At 39.1% G+C, this 15,377-nt stretch carries 15 protein-coding genes, 2 tRNA genes, 1 other RNA gene and 1 other annotated feature; of the genes, 14 read left to right on the top strand and 4 right to left on the bottom strand.

Features of this window, described 5'->3' with window-relative positions:
* The first annotated feature begins 56 nt into the window (after nucleotides 1–56).
* From pdxS to proC, 5 genes are all read left to right on the top strand, one after another.
* Nucleotides 57–941 carry a pyridoxal 5'-phosphate synthase lyase subunit PdxS gene (gene pdxS, locus AC3G7N_RS08240; RefSeq protein ID WP_489421672.1) on the top strand — a complete coding sequence of 295 codons (885 nt, stop codon included), beginning with the start codon at nucleotides 57–59 and terminating at the stop codon, nucleotides 939–941.
* A gap of 15 nt (nucleotides 942–956) precedes the next feature.
* Nucleotides 957–1,547 carry a pyridoxal 5'-phosphate synthase glutaminase subunit PdxT gene (gene pdxT / locus AC3G7N_RS08235; protein WP_489421671.1) on the top strand — a complete coding sequence of 197 codons (591 nt, stop codon included), beginning with the start codon at nucleotides 957–959 and terminating at the stop codon, nucleotides 1,545–1,547.
* 32 nt (nucleotides 1,548–1,579) lie between these two features.
* Nucleotides 1,580–1,799, top strand: a binding site (T-box leader).
* Nucleotides 1,800–1,950: 151 nt separating this feature from the next.
* Nucleotides 1,951–3,225: a serine--tRNA ligase gene (gene serS / locus AC3G7N_RS08230; protein ID WP_489421670.1), complete on the top strand. Its 1,275-nt coding sequence runs from the start codon at nucleotides 1,951–1,953 to the stop codon at nucleotides 3,223–3,225.
* 213 nt (nucleotides 3,226–3,438) lie between these two features.
* Nucleotides 3,439–3,531 (top strand) — tRNA-Ser (locus tag AC3G7N_RS08225).
* A gap of 213 nt (nucleotides 3,532–3,744) precedes the next feature.
* On the top strand, nucleotides 3,745–4,563 hold the full coding sequence (gene proC / locus AC3G7N_RS08220; protein ID WP_489421669.1) for a pyrroline-5-carboxylate reductase: 819 nt from the start codon (nucleotides 3,745–3,747) through the stop codon (nucleotides 4,561–4,563).
* A 43-nt stretch (nucleotides 4,564–4,606) separates the two neighbouring features.
* Here proC and AC3G7N_RS08215 read toward each other — a convergent pair whose 3' ends face one another.
* Nucleotides 4,607–5,293 carry a deoxynucleoside kinase gene (locus tag AC3G7N_RS08215; RefSeq protein ID WP_489421668.1) on the bottom strand — a complete coding sequence of 229 codons (687 nt, stop codon included), beginning with the start codon at nucleotides 5,291–5,293 and terminating at the stop codon, nucleotides 4,607–4,609.
* A gap of 19 nt (nucleotides 5,294–5,312) precedes the next feature.
* Nucleotides 5,313–5,960: a deoxynucleoside kinase gene (locus AC3G7N_RS08210; RefSeq protein ID WP_489421667.1), complete on the bottom strand. Its 648-nt coding sequence runs from the start codon at nucleotides 5,958–5,960 to the stop codon at nucleotides 5,313–5,315.
* Between the two features lie 315 nt (nucleotides 5,961–6,275).
* Here AC3G7N_RS08210 and AC3G7N_RS08205 point away from each other — a divergent pair.
* The 3 genes from AC3G7N_RS08205 to AC3G7N_RS08195 all read left to right on the top strand — a co-directional run bounded on the left by AC3G7N_RS08205 (nucleotide 6,276) and on the right by AC3G7N_RS08195 (nucleotide 8,927).
* Nucleotides 6,276–6,348: transfer RNA gene (locus AC3G7N_RS08205), tRNA-Arg, on the top strand.
* 193 nt (nucleotides 6,349–6,541) lie between these two features.
* Nucleotides 6,542–8,257, top strand: a complete 1,716-nt coding sequence (gene acsA / locus AC3G7N_RS08200; protein ID WP_489421666.1) for an acetate--CoA ligase — start codon at nucleotides 6,542–6,544, stop codon at nucleotides 8,255–8,257.
* Between the two features lie 157 nt (nucleotides 8,258–8,414).
* Nucleotides 8,415–8,927 (top strand): type 1 glutamine amidotransferase domain-containing protein, encoded by a 513-nt coding sequence (locus tag AC3G7N_RS08195; protein ID WP_489421665.1) that lies wholly within the window; start codon nucleotides 8,415–8,417, stop codon nucleotides 8,925–8,927.
* 70 nt (nucleotides 8,928–8,997) lie between these two features.
* On the opposite strand, the gene AC3G7N_RS08190 is transcribed toward AC3G7N_RS08195, so the two are convergent.
* On the bottom strand, nucleotides 8,998–10,284 hold the full coding sequence (locus AC3G7N_RS08190; protein WP_489421664.1) for a LysM peptidoglycan-binding domain-containing protein: 1,287 nt from the start codon (nucleotides 10,282–10,284) through the stop codon (nucleotides 8,998–9,000).
* A 128-nt stretch (nucleotides 10,285–10,412) separates the two neighbouring features.
* Complete coding sequence (locus AC3G7N_RS08185) at nucleotides 10,413–10,946, bottom strand: cysteine hydrolase family protein (protein ID WP_489421663.1); 534 nt, start codon at nucleotides 10,944–10,946, stop codon at nucleotides 10,413–10,415.
* Between the two features lie 93 nt (nucleotides 10,947–11,039).
* Here AC3G7N_RS08185 and tadA point away from each other — a divergent pair, with 93 nt between their 5' ends.
* The 6 genes from tadA to AC3G7N_RS08155 all read left to right on the top strand — a co-directional run bounded on the left by tadA (nucleotide 11,040) and on the right by AC3G7N_RS08155 (nucleotide 15,037).
* Entirely contained in the window at nucleotides 11,040–11,504 is a 465-nt protein-coding gene (tadA, locus tag AC3G7N_RS08180; RefSeq protein WP_489421662.1) for a tRNA adenosine(34) deaminase TadA, read from the top strand.
* A 131-nt stretch (nucleotides 11,505–11,635) separates the two neighbouring features.
* Nucleotides 11,636–11,901, top strand: an RNA gene (ffs, locus tag AC3G7N_RS08175) — signal recognition particle sRNA large type.
* 198 nt (nucleotides 11,902–12,099) lie between these two features.
* Nucleotides 12,100–13,803: a DNA polymerase III subunit gamma/tau gene (dnaX, locus tag AC3G7N_RS08170; protein WP_489421661.1), complete on the top strand. Its 1,704-nt coding sequence runs from the start codon at nucleotides 12,100–12,102 to the stop codon at nucleotides 13,801–13,803.
* Nucleotides 13,804–13,880: 77 nt separating this feature from the next.
* The gene (locus AC3G7N_RS08165) at nucleotides 13,881–14,198 is read left to right on the top strand and encodes a YbaB/EbfC family nucleoid-associated protein (protein ID WP_489421660.1); all 318 of its coding nucleotides are present in this window, start codon (nucleotides 13,881–13,883) and stop codon (nucleotides 14,196–14,198) included.
* Between the two features lie 11 nt (nucleotides 14,199–14,209).
* On the top strand, nucleotides 14,210–14,806 hold the full coding sequence (gene recR, locus AC3G7N_RS08160) for a recombination mediator RecR (RefSeq protein WP_489421659.1): 597 nt from the start codon (nucleotides 14,210–14,212) through the stop codon (nucleotides 14,804–14,806).
* A 15-nt stretch (nucleotides 14,807–14,821) separates the two neighbouring features.
* Nucleotides 14,822–15,037, top strand: a complete 216-nt coding sequence (locus AC3G7N_RS08155; protein WP_489421658.1) for a YaaL family protein — start codon at nucleotides 14,822–14,824, stop codon at nucleotides 15,035–15,037.
* The last annotated feature ends 340 nt before the right edge of the window (nucleotides 15,038–15,377 follow it).

Below are 15,377 nucleotides of genomic sequence, written 5' to 3'. Positions count from 1 at the left end.
AATAATCTTGGCTAAAAGATTCAGATATAGATTAAGATATACAGGAGGAATTACGAATGACAAATACAGGAACAGAACGTGTTAAACGTGGAATGGCAGAAATGCAAAAAGGCGGCGTGATCATGGATGTTGTGAACGCTGAACAAGCTAAAATCGCAGAAGAAGCAGGAGCAGTTGCTGTAATGGCATTAGAACGTGTTCCATCTGATATCCGTGCTGCAGGAGGAGTAGCTCGTATGGCTGAGCCTGGAATTACGGAACAAGTAATGAATGCTGTTTCGATTCCTGTAATGGCAAAAGCACGTATTGGTCATATAGTTGAAGCACGCGTGTTAGAAGCAATGGGTGTGGATTATATTGACGAGAGTGAAGTGTTAACACCAGCAGATGATGTATTTCATTTAAATAAATCAGATTATACGGTTCCGTTTGTTTGCGGATGTCGAAATCTTGGTGAGGCCGCACGCCGAATTGGTGAAGGTGCTTCCATGCTTCGTACAAAAGGTGAACCGGGCACAGGAAATATTGTAGAAGCGGTTCGTCATTTGCGCCAAATTCAATCGGAAATCCGTCAATTATCAGCAATGTCTAAAGATGAAGTTATGACATTCGCAAAAAATATGGGTGCTCCATATGAGCTATTGTTAGAAATTCGTGAAGAAGGCCGCTTGCCGGTTGTTAACTTTGCGGCGGGTGGAGTTGCTACTCCTGCTGATGCTGCATTAATGATGCAGTTAGGCGCTGATGGGGTATTTGTTGGATCTGGTATTTTTAAATCAGATAATCCAGCAAAATTTGCAAAAGCTATTGTTGAAGCGACAACTCATTATACAGATTACAAACTAATTGCTGAGCTTTCGAAGGGCTTAGGCACGGCTATGAAGGGTATTGAAATGAGCACGCTAGCTGCACACGATCGTATGCAAGACCGTAGCGAATAGAAAGAAGGAATGGCTATGACAACAATTGGTGTACTTGCACTTCAAGGTGCAGTTCGTGAACATATTCGTTCAGTCGAAGCATCTGGTGCAAAAGCAATTGAGGTTAAACGCACAGAACAACTTGATAGTATCGATGGACTAATTCTTCCTGGTGGAGAGAGCACAACGATGCGCCGTCTAATGGATAGCTATGGATTTTTCACAGCACTGCAGGAATTTGGCGAAAAAGGTAAACCCATTTTTGGTACTTGTGCAGGACTAATCTTGATGGCTACTGAAATAGAAGGTCAAGAAATGGCCCATTTAGGTCTGATGAATATGAAGGTTGCTCGTAATGCATTCGGACGACAGGTTGCAAGCTTTGAGCAAAAGTTAAAAATTGAGCATGTGGCTGACGACTTTAATGCTGTATTTATTCGGGCGCCTTACGTGGTAGAGACTGGACCTGAAGTTGAAGTGTTGGCAACTTATCTGGATCGTATTGTTGCAGCGAAGCAAGGTCATTACTTGTGTACTGCATTTCATCCAGAGTTAACCGATGATAACCGTTTTGTAGAATATTTTGTCAAAATGGTGGAACAATCTCAACAAACACTTGCATCTTAATGAGAAGTTATGTATGATATATCATAATCATTTAAACAGTATTGCAAGGAATTAGTAACAGTGGAGCTTTCTAAAGAGAATCGATGGTTGGTGTGAATCGATGTTAGTTACCTGTGAATCCATCCTTAAACTGGTTTACTGAACGAGCGTTTAGGTAGGTAAACCCGGGTAAAAACCGTTAACATTTTCGAGCCGGAAGAATTTATTTCTTCAATCAGGGTGGTATCGCGGGTAAAAACTCCCGTCCCTATTTTTATTAGGGACGGGAGTTTTTTAATTTTTTAAATGAAGAGGAGGCTGATTTTATGCAAAATTTTAAATCAGCGGATATATTGTGATAATGGCAAATATCTTTATAAATCGGTCGATATAGCTGTCCGCACTAAAAAGGAGGAAAAAGGTCATGTTAGACATGAAGTATGTACGTAATAATTTTGAAGAAGTAAAAGCAAAACTTGCGAATCGTGGAGAAGATTTATCTGAGTTAGATAAATTTGAGGATCTTGATACAAGACGCCGTGAATTAATTGCTGAAACGGAAACGTTAAAAGCAAAAAGAAACGAGGCATCTAAACAAATCTCTGTTTTGAAAAAAGAGAAAAGAGATGCTGAATCAGCTATTAAAGAAATGCGCGAGGTTGGCGATCAGATCAAGGTTCTCGATACAGAATTAAATGATATTGAAGAAAAATTAGAAACCATGATGCTTTCTATCCCAAACCTTCCACATGAAAGCGTACCAGTTGGGGAAAGTGAAGATGATAATGTGTTAGCGCGTGAAATAGGAGAAGTTTCGAATTTTTCATTTGAAGCACAACCACATTGGGATATTGCAACGAACCTAGATATTTTAGATTTCGAGCGTGCTGGCAAGGTTACAGGAAGTAGATTTGTTTTTTATAAAGGACTCGGAGCTCGCTTAGAACGGGCATTGTTAAACTTTATGATGGATTTACATGCTGACGAGCATGGTTACGTGGAAATGCTTCCACCATATATGGTAAACCGAACAAGCATGACAGGAACTGGGCAGCTTCCCAAATTTGAGGAGGATGCGTTTAAAGTTGAGGGTTGGGATTATTTCTTAGTACCAACAGCTGAAGTTCCTGTAACAAATTATCACCGCGATGATATTTTCCGAAATGATGATTTGCCAAAAAGATATGTAGCATTCAGTGCATCTTTTCGTTCTGAAGCGGGATCTGCCGGTAGAGATACACGTGGGTTAATTCGTCAACATCAATTTAACAAAGTAGAGCTTGTACATTTTGTGAAACCAGAGAATTCTTACGAGGTGTTAGAAGAGTTAACGGGTAACGCTGAAACAGTTCTCCAACTATTGAAATTACCATATCGTGTCATGAGCATGTGTACGGCGGACTTAGGGTTTACTGCTGCTAAGAAATACGATATTGAGGTGTGGATTCCTAGTCAAGACACCTATCGTGAAATCTCTTCTTGCTCTAACTTTGAGGATTTCCAGGCAAGACGTGCAGGTATCCGCTTCAGACGTGAAGAAAAAGGAAAACCAGAATTTGTTCATACATTGAATGGCTCTGGACTTGCAATTGGCCGTACGGTTGCAGCTATTTTAGAGAATTATCAGCAGGAGGATGGTACTGTTGTAGTACCAGACGTGTTGCGTCCGTATATGGGCGGGAAAGAAGTTATTAAGTAACGATAAAACCTCAAGCCTAGGTTCCATTAACAGGACCTAGGTAATATAGTTTCAACTTCGCTTTTATTTTATCCATGTTATAACTGAAAATAGAATGAAATTTTATCAAGAATCGATGTTGTAATCAAGCCATAAAGCATATCTAATTAAAAAAGTTCCTCCATCGAATTGACAAGCTATCTTAACCATGTTATATTATTATTTGTCGATTACGGAGGTATACCCAAGTTCGGCTGAAGGGATCGGTCTTGAAAACCGACAGGCGGGTCAAACCGCGCGGGGGTTCGAATCCCTCTACCTCCTCCATTTATTTAAACAAGTTCATAACTTTGAAGATATATAAAACCGTTGCTCATAGTAACGGTTTTATTTGTATTATAAAAACTTGACAAGGGTTAGACTAGAGAAGTATAGTATTCTAAATCATATAATGTGAACCTTCCCGCGGATATAAATCTTACCTCCTCCTTTTTTATAGGGCATGTTGAGGTTTTTTAGTTTTAATTAGGAGGCAAATACATGCTGAAGAAAATTTCATTTGTTGGTGCAGGATCAATGGCAGAGTCTATTATCTCCGGAATTATCAATGAGAAGTACATACATCCTGGCCAAATTTTTGTTACCAATAAGGATAACAAAAAGCGATTAGAGCGATTAAAAGATCGTTATCAACTGCAATGTACGACTGACCGAAAATTAGCGATTACTGATGCGGATGTTATTGTTTTATCCATGAAACCGCATGATTTATTGACTGCTGTTGAAACGATACAAGCACATATTAAACCAGATCAGGTAATTGTTTCCGTATTAGCGGGTGTTTCGATTGATTACATCTCCTCCATTGTTGGCGGGTGTGTTCCGGTGGTTCGTGCGATGCCAAATACCTCAGCATCGATTGGATATTCTGCAACTGCTATTGCGAAGGATACCACTGTAACAGATAAACAGCTAGATGGGATCGTGTCCCTATTTAACACAATCGGAACTACTACTATTATTGATGAAAAAGATATGCATACGGTAACAGGACTTTCTGGAAGCGGCCCAGCATATATCTATTATTTAGCAGAGGCGATGGAAGAAGTCGCGGTTAAATCTGGACTTGACAAAGATGTAGCAAATGAATTAATAACGCAAACAATAATTGGTGCTGGAGAAATGTTAAAACGTTCCGGTGAACCTGCAGATGTTTTACGTAAAAAAATTACAAGCCCAAATGGTACTACACAAGCAGGGCTTAATACGTTGGATGATTTGAACTTCCAGGAGGCAATTATGGAATGTGTAAAAAGTGCTCGCGAACGCTCTATTGAGCTGGGCAAAAACACCAACTAATAAAAGAGGTAATTCATCTAATAGCTGATGAATTACCTCTTTTTCACTTTCTAACTAGCTCTTTTGATTTCCATCTTCTAGATTGCTGAATAAAATGGCCAACCTTTTCTAGAATTGGTTCGACGGAGTCCTCTTTTTTCATTAAATCATAATCTGAAATTTTTATCCGTAAGATAGGACAGGAGTTAAAGTTATTAATCCAATTTTCATATCTGGTATACATTTCTTCCCAATAGCTTAATGGCGTGTTTTTCTCCATTTCACGACCGCGAACTTTGATGCGATCTAATACTTCATCAAGAGTCCCTTCTAAATAAATCAACAGATCTGGATGTGGAAAATAGGGGGTCATCACCATTGCCTCGAAAAGATTGGTGTACGTTTCGTAATCTATTTTTGACATTGTTCCATTTTCATAATGCATTTTTGCAAAAATGCCAGTATCCTCATAAATAGAACGGTCTTGGATGAATCCTCCGCCATATTCAAAGATTTTCTTTTGTTCTTTGAATCGTTCTGCTAGGAAATAAACCTGAAGATGGAAGCTCCAACGCTCGAAGTCTGCATAGAAGTTTTCTAAATATGGATTAGCATCAACCTTCTCAAGGGATGTTTTAAATTGTAGTGCGTTTGCCAGTGCGTTTGTCATGGTGGATTTCCCAACACCAACCGTTCCGGCAATAGTAATAATACTATCGTGTGGAATGTGGTATTTTTCACGTAAATTCATTTTATTATCCCCTTCATCTTCATCGTTTCACTATTGCTTTTTGATTGTTTAAATAACTTTCTACTTGTTTGATAATTGTATTCAAATCTTCCTGTTGCTTCACGAAGTCCTTTTCATCCCCGTTAATTCGGATGACAGGAATATCGGGATGCAGTATCTCGAATTGATTCATATAATCCTCATAATCGCTTGCTAATTGTGCAAGGTAGGAAGGTTTTATGTTTTGCTCAATATCACGACCGCGTTGTTTAATCCGTGATAAAACGTTATCAAGGCTTGCGTGTAAATAAATCATCATGTTCGGTGCTGGCATATCTTTGGTCAAAATATGATAGATTTGCTCATATTTTTCAAATTTATCTAGTTGTAGTGTACGTTTAGCAAAAATCATGTTTTTCGATATATGATAATCGGCGACAACCGCTTTATGTTCATCTAAATACTTTTTTTCTATGTCTTCTAATTGTTTAAATCGATTGCATAAAAAAAACATTTCCGTTTGAAAACTCCACTCGTCAATATCATCATAAAATTTCCCGAGAAATGGGTTTTCTTCAACAATTTCTTTTAACAAATGAAAATCAAAATGGACGGATAGTTTTTTTGCTAAAGATGTTTTTCCGATGCCAATTGGCCCTTCGATGGCAATGAACGGAACCTCTGCCATATGTATTCCTCCATTCAATGTCTATATAATCAACAGATGTATTATATTTTAGCATAACCCAGATTTCTAATCCATATAGATAGGTGAGTCTTTTCATTTGGGAAAGAGTTTTGTATAATAGGTAATGGTTGTTAAAAAGTTAATGAACTTTTGACGTTTATCTGTCTAGCTACAGCACCCATTGGCTAGTTCCCTTCAGGCTTCTTCTTGCGATAAGCTCAACATCGAATCGCTATGCTTTTCGTGTTTCCTTTATTTCATATAAAGCCTTACAGGTCATATGCCAATAACCGAGTGTTTCCACCTTTATTTTTTGCCCCCGTAGCTCAGGGGATAGAGCATTAGTTTCCTAAACTATGTGTCGCAGGTTCGAATCCTGCCGGGGGCACTTTTACGAAAACCTTTACACGGTGAATGATACCAGTGTAAGGGTTTTTCAGTATTTGTCGTTATTTTTCCAAGTAAATTACTTTAAAATCTGGACGTGATGTTCTAAAATAGGATACAGTTACCTAAATAGTTTAACAATTTTTAATTGCATGTTTGTAATCGGTTCCAAAAAATGATGATGAGGTGATTGGATGGATATGCAGCGAATACCTGCACAAGAAGGTAATCATAATCTACAAAACTATGACAAAGCACGCGCGGGATTCTCGTGGGATGAAGTAAAAAAGAATTTTAGCTGGAATGAAACTGGTAAAGTGAATATTGCATACGAGGCGATTGATCGTCATGCAGATGATCCAGATAAAAAAGATAAAGTGGCATTACTATATTCATCACCAGAGCGAGAAGAAAAAGTGACTTTTGATGAAATCCGAAAGAAAAGTAATCAGTTTGCAAATGTATTGAAGAAATACGATGTGAATAAAGGCGACCGTGTCTTTTTATTCCTACCGAGAACTCCTGAATTCTATGCAACGTTTTTTGGTATTTTAAAAACAGGTGCCATTGCTGGGCCATTATTTGAAGCATTTATGGAGCAAGCTGTTCGTGACCGTTTGCAGGATAGTGAAGCGAAGATGCTTATTACAACTCCAGAATTACTCGGACGTGTACCACAAGAAGATTTACCTAATCTAGAGAAAATTGTTCTAATTGGTGATTCAGATGAAACTTCCAATAAATATATTCATTATGCCGATGAGATGGAGGAAGCATCAACTGACTTTGATATCGAATGGGTTGATTTAGAAGATGGTATGTTGCTTCATTATACGTCAGGCTCAACTGGTAAGCCAAAAGGTGTATACCATGTCCACAATGCAATGATGCAGCATTATGCCACAGGTAAGTGGGTTGCAGATCTAAATGAAGATGATGTTTATTGGTGTACAGCGGATCCGGGCTGGGTTACTGGAACAAGCTACGGTATTTTTGCCCCATGGTTGATTGGTGTAACAAATGTGGTCCGTGGAGGACGATTTAGTCCAGATGATTGGTATGGAACGATTGATCAAAATAATGTGACGGTATGGTATACAGCACCAACAGCACTGCGTAAATTAGTGAGTGCTGGTGAGGACAAAGTGAAAAAGCATGACTTTTCATCACTTCGTCACATCATGAGTGTTGGTGAGCCGTTAAATCCTGAGGTTATTACGTGGGGATTAAAGGCATTTGATATGCGTATTCATGACACATGGTGGATGACCGAAACAGGTGCAATGCTAATTGTGAATATCCCTTCTATGGAATTGCGTCCAGGCTCAATGGGCAAACCAATTCCAGGAGTAGAAGCAGCCATTGTAGATAATGAGGGCAATGAGCTCCCACCGAATCAAATGGGTAACCTTGCCATTAAAAAAGGTTGGCCTGCCATGATGCGCAAAATCTGGAATAACCAAAGCAAATTTGAAAGTTACTTTGTTAACGGATGGTATGTGTCAGGTGATAGTGCTTACATGGATGAAGATGGGTACTTCTGGTTCCAGGGTCGCTTAGATGACGTAATTAATACATCTGGGGAGCGTGTAGGACCATTTGAGGTGGAAAGTAAATTAATCGAACATCCAGCAGTAGCAGAAGCTGGCGTCATCGGTAAACCAGATCCGGAGCGTGGCGAAATTATTAAGGCGTTTATTACTTTGAATGATGGTTACACGGAGTCAGATGATTTGCTTGAAGAAATTCGCCAGTTTATCAAAACAGGCTTAAGTGCACACGCAGCTCCGCGTGAACTAGAAGTAAAGGACACCATTCCGAAAACACGCAGTGGCAAGATTATGCGCCGATTATTGAAATCATGGGAGTTAGGATTACCAACAGGTGATACATCAACATTAGAGGAATAGATCAGATATTCAAAAAGGGGTGCCAACTTGGCGCCCCTTTTGAATATATCAATACTCAAAACAATCGTTCTGACCAAACCCCATTATTATAATGTTTTATTTATAGGCAGGTGGGAAAACTCATTTATGTAGTAACTTTAAAAGGAGCGGATAAACTATGAGTAAAATAGCATGTGTTATAACAGATATGTTTGAAGATGTGGAATATACAGATCCAGCAAAAGCATTTAAAGAGGCTGGACATGAGGTAGTAGCAATTGAAAAAGAAAAAGGAAAAAAAGTTACTGGTAAGAATGGAGAGGCATCAGTTACGATTGATGAAAACATTGACGACGTTAATCCGGATAACTATGATGCATTATTCATTCCAGGTGGATTTTCACCAGATCAATTGCGTGCAGATGAACGATTTGTAGTATTTGCGAAGCATTTCATGGACGTGAAAAAGCCTGTATTTGCGATTTGTCACGGACCACAGCTGTTAATTACAGCAAAAACATTAGAAGGTAGAGCGGCTACTGGTTTTAAATCCATTCAGGTAGATATGGATTATGCTGGTGCTAAGGTGAAAGACGAAGAGGTCGTAGTTTGTGACAATCAATTAGTAACAAGCAGACAGCCTGATGATATCCCAGCATTTAATCGTGAATCGCTCAACTTATTGAAATAAAAATGAAGCCACGTGAACATTTACACACATGTTCACGTGGCTTTTTTGATCGTGTCAGATTTGACAATTACTACCTCTTTTCGATGTTGAAGTTCGCTTGTAAAAGCAACCAATTTTGTGGGAAAGCTAATCCTAGCTTCCAGTAACTAATTCCAAGTAAATTCAACTCTTTTATCATATTAAACTTTGCCTGAATGGATCTAGCGTCCTCAAACCAGACTTCATGTCTACTACCTTGTGCATCAAAATAGGTGAAGAAAGGGGCTTGTGCTTCTTGGTCGTATTCAATCGCTACATTTTCTGTTCGTGCTAAGGTAATTGCTTGTTGGGGACTAAGAGCGTCAGCAATTTCGCCACCTTCCATATATGGAAGCGTCCAATCATAGCCGTATAAATTTTGGCCAAGTAAAATTTTCTCAGGAGGCATTACAGATAATGCAAAATCGACAACTTCACGAACATTATTTATTGGTGAAACGGGAAGGGGTGGGCCTCCACTATAGCCCCATTCATAGGTCATGAGTACAACAAAATCTGCAATTTCACCATGTGCTGCGTAATCATGTGCTTCATACCAGGCACCCTCTTGTGTTGCACTTGTTTTTGGTGCAAGAGCTGTGGACATGAGTAAACCAGCTTGTGACAAGCGTTCTTTCGCCTTTCGCAAAAAGCTGTTATAGGCTTCTCGATCTTCAGGTGGCAAAAACTCAAGATCAAAATGTACGTCTGTAAATCCAACCGTTGTTGCTGTATTAACAATGTTATCTAATAGATTGTTCTGTACGGCTTGAACCGTTAAAATGATATGGCCAAGCTCTGCACTGAATTCACCGTTTTCCAGATTTGTTACGGCAAGCATTAGTGTTGTATCGTTGCTATCGGCAATCGTTTTGAAATTATTCAGTGGGGGAGCATTTAGACTACCATCTCGATTAATGGTATAACTAAATGGTGCTAAATAAGTTAGGAATGGTGATTGTTTTCTGGCGGCTGTTTCCAGGGTATCGGATACTGTATCTCCATATGGTTCTATATATGCATTTGAAACAATGTTTGGTTCGGCTTGAGGTGGAATATATAGTCGGAATCCCACAGGCAGCGTGTTCCCAGCTGGAATGTTATTGATTCGCGCTAATTCTTGATAAGGTATGCCAAACTTCTGAGCGATGGAAAATAAACTTTCCCCACTTTGGACAAAGTAAAATTGTCCAATAATAGGTATCACGATTGCTTGCCCGACTACAAGCGCCCCTGGTGCATCTAATTCGTTAGCATTAACAATGGTTTCCATTGGCGTATTGTATGTATTTGCTATATTAAAAATTGTGTCCCCCTGTTTTACTACATGAATTTGCATAAATAAACCCTCCTCTAACCGATGTCTATTAACATGGTATGAAAAGGGTTTAAGATATATGAATATATCTACCAAATAGTTAATCCAGTAACGGTCCCATCTATGTGTACGTGCTTATGTTTATCTTATTAAATAGGTTCTGTTTTTGCATCCATGACCGATCGCATTAAATATAAAGAGTATTCGTTGCCTTTTTTTTCATTGGAAGCTGTGCAGTTCTCAGGTACTTGTAGTGAGTACTCATACATATAAGCATCCTTCGCTGTAAATAAAATACAAATGTCGCCAGCGATGCCAGCTAAAATTAGATTCGTTTTACCAAGCTCAATTAACAGTGACTCTAACGGAGTTTGAAAAAACGCAGAGTGCTTTGGTTTTATTAAAAAGTAATCATCATGATTTGGTTGCATTTCTTCAATTATTTCCTGACTATTTTCATTTTTACAATGGTTGATTAGCTTATGGTAATCTGCTTGCCATAAACTATAGTGATCATTAACATAAATAACAGGAACTTTGTTATCCTTGGCATATCGTTTCAGCTTTTTTAAGTGTGGTAGTATTTCTTTCGTATGCTTGAGTAGTCTTTCTCCACGTTCAAAGTTAAAATCATTTATAATATCAATAAAGATAACAGCGGTATTTTGCAAGGATTGTTTCATGATATGCTCCTTTTCATCTATAAAATTTGTTCTTATTAACTATTCTTATCCTAATTATCATTTTTAAAACTTTTATAGGCGGTGTCTTTGGTCATGGATGAAGTATTTATGCAGGAAGCAATAAAGCAAGCATTGCAGGCAAAAGATCGAAATGAAGTTCCGATCGGTGCGGTAATTGTCTTTCAAGGCGAAGTGATCGCGACCGGGTATAATGTTCGTGAAACGGTACAATCCACATTGTCGCATGCAGAACTAATTGCAGTTCAGGAGGCAAATACAAAGCTTGGTAGCTGGCGTTTAGAAGACTGTACGTTGTATGTCACATTGGAGCCATGTCCAATGTGTGCTGGTGCTATCGTACAATCTAGAATTAAACGTGTTGTATTTGGAGCATTCGATCCAAAAGCAGGCTGTGCGGGGTCGTTGATGAATTTGTTAAATGATTCTCGCTTCAATCACCAAGTGGCACTTAAGAGTGGAGTGATGGAAGAAGAATGTAGCCAATTACTTACTAATTTTTTCCGCGAATTACGAATGAAAAGAAAGAATAAAGGTTAAAAAAAGGAGTCTGCTGGTTGATATGTGGAGATTCCGTTGACATTTTAAAATGTTCATATTTTTAATTTAACTTCAAACCTTGTCCGGGTTCCTATTGCAATTTTAACTCAAAATCGTTATAATGGAATTTGCCGTGCTAGGTGGGGAGGTAGCGGTGCCCTGTACTCGCAATCCGCTATAGCGGGACTGAATTCCTACCTGAGGTGTGATGACATTATGGTCTGCCGTAAGGAATTGGTGTTGACGCTCAGGTCCTGCGCAATGGAAACTCATGAAGTCTGTCAGGTCCGGAAGGAAGCAGCAGTAAGTGATCATTTCTGTGTGCCGCAGGGAAGCCTAGGCCGAGCCATGAACTTACGTAACGCATAGGGTCGTTATATCGATGGTAGGTGCACGGTATTACATAAACAGCGAAGCCTTTGTCAGAGTTTCTGGCAAAGGTTTTTTTACACTTTAAGAAAGCCTTTATTGATATGGAGTATAAAAAAATCGAAGGCATTCTGAAATTAAGTTAGAATAAACTTATCGCAATGGTTCACATTCACCCCAAAATTCGGGTATAATTAGATAGAAATAATAAAGGGGAACAGCCATTATGAGCTATCAAGCATTATATCGCGTATGGCGTCCGAAGAATTTTACGGATGTTGTGGGACAATCGCATATAACACGTACATTGCAAAACGCGATAGAGCAGGAAAAGTTTTCGCATGCGTATTTATTTTCAGGTCCTCGTGGAACTGGAAAAACGAGTGCTGCCAAAATTTTTGCTAAAACGATTAACTGTGAAAATGCACCTGTTCGTGAGCCTTGTAATGAGTGTGCCGCATGTCGTGGAATTCAAGATGGCTCGATTTCCGATATCATTGAAATGGATGCAGCATCACACACAAGTGTAGAAGATATTCGTGAAATTCGCGACAAGGTAAAATATGCATCAAGTGTCGTTCCCTACAAGGTGTATATCATTGATGAAGTACATATGATATCTGTTAACGCCTTTAACGCGCTTTTAAAGACCTTAGAAGAACCACCAAAGCATGTGGTATTCATTTTAGCGACAACCGAACCACATAAGATTCCATTAACCATTATTTCACGTTGCCAGCGGTTTGATTTTAAACCAATTACGAGTCAAGCGATTGTGGAAAGAATGCGTATTATCATGGATCAGGAAAAAATATCTGTATCACCTGATGCGCTTGAAACAGTTGCTTTAGCAGCTGAGGGCGGAATGCGTGACGCATTAAGCATTCTGGATCAAGCGATATCATATAGTGGCGAAAGTGTTACATTGCCTGACGTTCTTGCTGTAACAGGTGGCGTTTCTCAACAGGTTCTCACAAATATTGTACAAAAAATGTACGAACAAGATATCCAAGAGGCACTAAAGTTGTTAGATGACATCATACAAAACGGGAAAGACCCGGGAAGATTTGTATTTGACCTAATTTATTTCCTTCGAGATCTCATGCTTTACCAGAGTGCCCCATCACTGGAAGGGATTCTAGAACGAGCGATAATTGATGAACGATTTAAAGAACTAGCAAAACTTGTGACTGTTAATTGGATTCAAGATGCTATTATGGAATTGAATCAATGCCAACAAGAAATAAAATGGAGCAACAGTCCGAAAGTTTTTATCGAAATTGCTATTTTAAGTCTTTCAACAAAAGATATAAAGCAAGTCGACAACACGGAATCTGTAAATACAGTTGTTAACGATGAAGGACTCCAAAAACTAGCGGGGAAAGTGGATCTGCTTGAAAAGGAATTGCAAAAGTGGAAAAATCAGGCACCAGCAACCAATACTAATCCTCCATCTAAAGAGACAAGGCGAACACAATCTAGACCATCTAAAAATGGATACAAAACGCCTTATGAAAAAATTCGTCATGTTATGCAAGTAGCTGAGAAGACCTCATTAAAACAGGTCCAGTCTCAATGGGGTTCATTTTTAAATTCTTTAAAAACCACAAATGCTCCTGCACATGCGACCATTCAAGATAGTAAACCTGCTGCAGCGTCTGATCAAGCACTCGTTGTTGCATTTAAATATGAAATACATTGCTCCTTGTTTTTAGACAATCGGGAGACTGTTGAATCTGTATTAGCAAAATCAATTGGAAAAGAATTAACGATTATTCCTATTCCAGAGAATAATTGGCAAGAATTACGAAATGAATATATTAACAAACAGGAAGCAACAACTAATCAACAAGAAGAAACTGCTGCAGATCCGCTTATAGAAGAAGCGCGAAAACTAGTTGGTGACGAACTGTTAGAAATACATGACTAGGTTTGGATTTTTGTTCGTATCGCAGAGGATACTGACCAGAAGTTTTATATTAAACTTAATTATTAGGAGGAGTTACAATGAAAGGTAATATGGGAAACATGATGAAACAAATGCAGAAAATGCAAAAGAAAATGATGGCAGCACAGGACGAATTACAGGAATTGACGTTTGAAGCAACGGCTGGTGGTGGTATGGTTACCGTATCTGCTAACGGTAAAAAAGAAATTACAGATGTACAGATAAAGGAAGAAGTCGTTGACCCAGATGATTTAGAAATGCTTCAGGATTTAATTCTAGCTGCAACAAACGATGTATTAAAGCAAATTGAAGATAAAACGAATGAAACTATGGGACAATTCACAAAAGGAATGAATATGCCTGGAGGAATGTTCTAGGAGGCACCTTGATGTATTATCCAGAACCGATTTCAAAACTGATTGACAGCTTTACAAAATTGCCAGGGATTGGACCAAAAACTGCAGTCCGGCTGGCTTTTTTTGTTATTAATATGAAAGACGATGATGTGCTTAATTTTGCTAATTCATTAGTAAACGCAAAGCGTGAACTGACACATTGTTCTGTTTGTGGCCATATAACAGACCAGGACCCATGTTCGATATGCCAGGATCACACGCGGGATGAATCCATTATTTGTGTGGTACAGGACCCTAAAGATGTAATCGCAATGGAAAAGATGAGAGAATTCAGGGGGAAATACCATGTACTCCATGGTGCTATCTCACCGATGGATGGTATTGGTCCAGAGGATATTAATGTACCTGATTTGATTAATCGGCTCAAGAATGAAGATGTAGAAGAATTAATTCTAGCTACTAATCCAAACATTGAAGGGGAAGCAACTGCGATGTATATTTCTCGATTGGTTAGACCGTCAGGCATTCGTACAACACGGATTGCTCATGGCTTACCGGTTGGTGGCGACTTGGAATATGCAGATGAAGTAACGTTATCTAAAGCATTAGAGGGACGAAGAGAATTGTAGAAGCTGGGTGAAAGTATGGGGAAAAAGTATAAAAAGAAGCACGTTGATGAAGAATTACTCGATACCATTTTTATCCTGGAAAGAGATTGGAAAGGTATAGAACGAATTGTTGAAAAAAGTATTGAGCCAACAACAACCGCGGTTAATAAAGAGAAATTTGCACAGGCGAAATATTTATTCCTGCTCCGCGAGGCAAGACACCGTAAAATTAGTGCCATTCGCTATGATTAATAGATAAGTTGTCTATTTTTTTGTCTAGCTGCGGCGCCCATTGGCTAGTGCCCTTCAGAGTCTTCCTTGCGAGAAGTCAACATCGGCTGTTAGAAGGAAGGACGACTAACAGCGGGCCTGCGCTCAGACGTCGGCACACCCTTATGAAGGGGCGTGTTTCCTTTATCTCATGTCGGAAGGAATGTTCGATTAAACCGCCACAAAGCATGAGCAACAACGAACTACCCACGTTGCGTGGGACAGGTCATACGCCAATAAACGGGCGCCTCCGCTTTTCTAAAGAGCAAATATCGTGACTGTGGAGATATGAAAAATGGATTCACCCTCTATGTTTGCGAAG

It is taken from the genome of Virgibacillus carmonensis (assembly GCF_057836705.1).
Note: the sequence above shows the minus strand (reverse complement) of the source record. Positions and strands in the feature narration are given on the sequence as shown.

What these genes read in the sequence shown, in the direction of transcription:
- pdxS (WP_489421672.1), top strand. Translation starts at nt 57, where the DNA reads ATGACAAATACAGGAACAGAACGTGTTAAACGTGGAATGGCAGAAATG.
- pdxT (WP_489421671.1), top strand. Translation starts at nt 957, where the DNA reads ATGACAACAATTGGTGTACTTGCACTTCAAGGTGCAGTTCGTGAACAT.
- serS (WP_489421670.1), top strand. Translation starts at nt 1,951, where the DNA reads ATGTTAGACATGAAGTATGTACGTAATAATTTTGAAGAAGTAAAAGCA.
- proC (WP_489421669.1), top strand. Translation starts at nt 3,745, where the DNA reads ATGCTGAAGAAAATTTCATTTGTTGGTGCAGGATCAATGGCAGAGTCT.
- AC3G7N_RS08215 (WP_489421668.1), bottom strand. Translation starts at nt 5,293, where the DNA reads ATGAATTTACGTGAAAAATACCACATTCCACACGATAGTATTATTACT.
- AC3G7N_RS08210 (WP_489421667.1), bottom strand. Translation starts at nt 5,960, where the DNA reads ATGGCAGAGGTTCCGTTCATTGCCATCGAAGGGCCAATTGGCATCGGA.
- acsA (WP_489421666.1), top strand. Translation starts at nt 6,542, where the DNA reads ATGGATATGCAGCGAATACCTGCACAAGAAGGTAATCATAATCTACAA.
- AC3G7N_RS08195 (WP_489421665.1), top strand. Translation starts at nt 8,415, where the DNA reads ATGAGTAAAATAGCATGTGTTATAACAGATATGTTTGAAGATGTGGAA.
- AC3G7N_RS08190 (WP_489421664.1), bottom strand. Translation starts at nt 10,284, where the DNA reads ATGCAAATTCATGTAGTAAAACAGGGGGACACAATTTTTAATATAGCA.
- AC3G7N_RS08185 (WP_489421663.1), bottom strand. Translation starts at nt 10,946, where the DNA reads ATGAAACAATCCTTGCAAAATACCGCTGTTATCTTTATTGATATTATA.
- tadA (WP_489421662.1), top strand. Translation starts at nt 11,040, where the DNA reads ATGGATGAAGTATTTATGCAGGAAGCAATAAAGCAAGCATTGCAGGCA.
- dnaX (WP_489421661.1), top strand. Translation starts at nt 12,100, where the DNA reads ATGAGCTATCAAGCATTATATCGCGTATGGCGTCCGAAGAATTTTACG.
- AC3G7N_RS08165 (WP_489421660.1), top strand. Translation starts at nt 13,881, where the DNA reads ATGAAAGGTAATATGGGAAACATGATGAAACAAATGCAGAAAATGCAA.
- recR (WP_489421659.1), top strand. Translation starts at nt 14,210, where the DNA reads ATGTATTATCCAGAACCGATTTCAAAACTGATTGACAGCTTTACAAAA.
- AC3G7N_RS08155 (WP_489421658.1), top strand. Translation starts at nt 14,822, where the DNA reads ATGGGGAAAAAGTATAAAAAGAAGCACGTTGATGAAGAATTACTCGAT.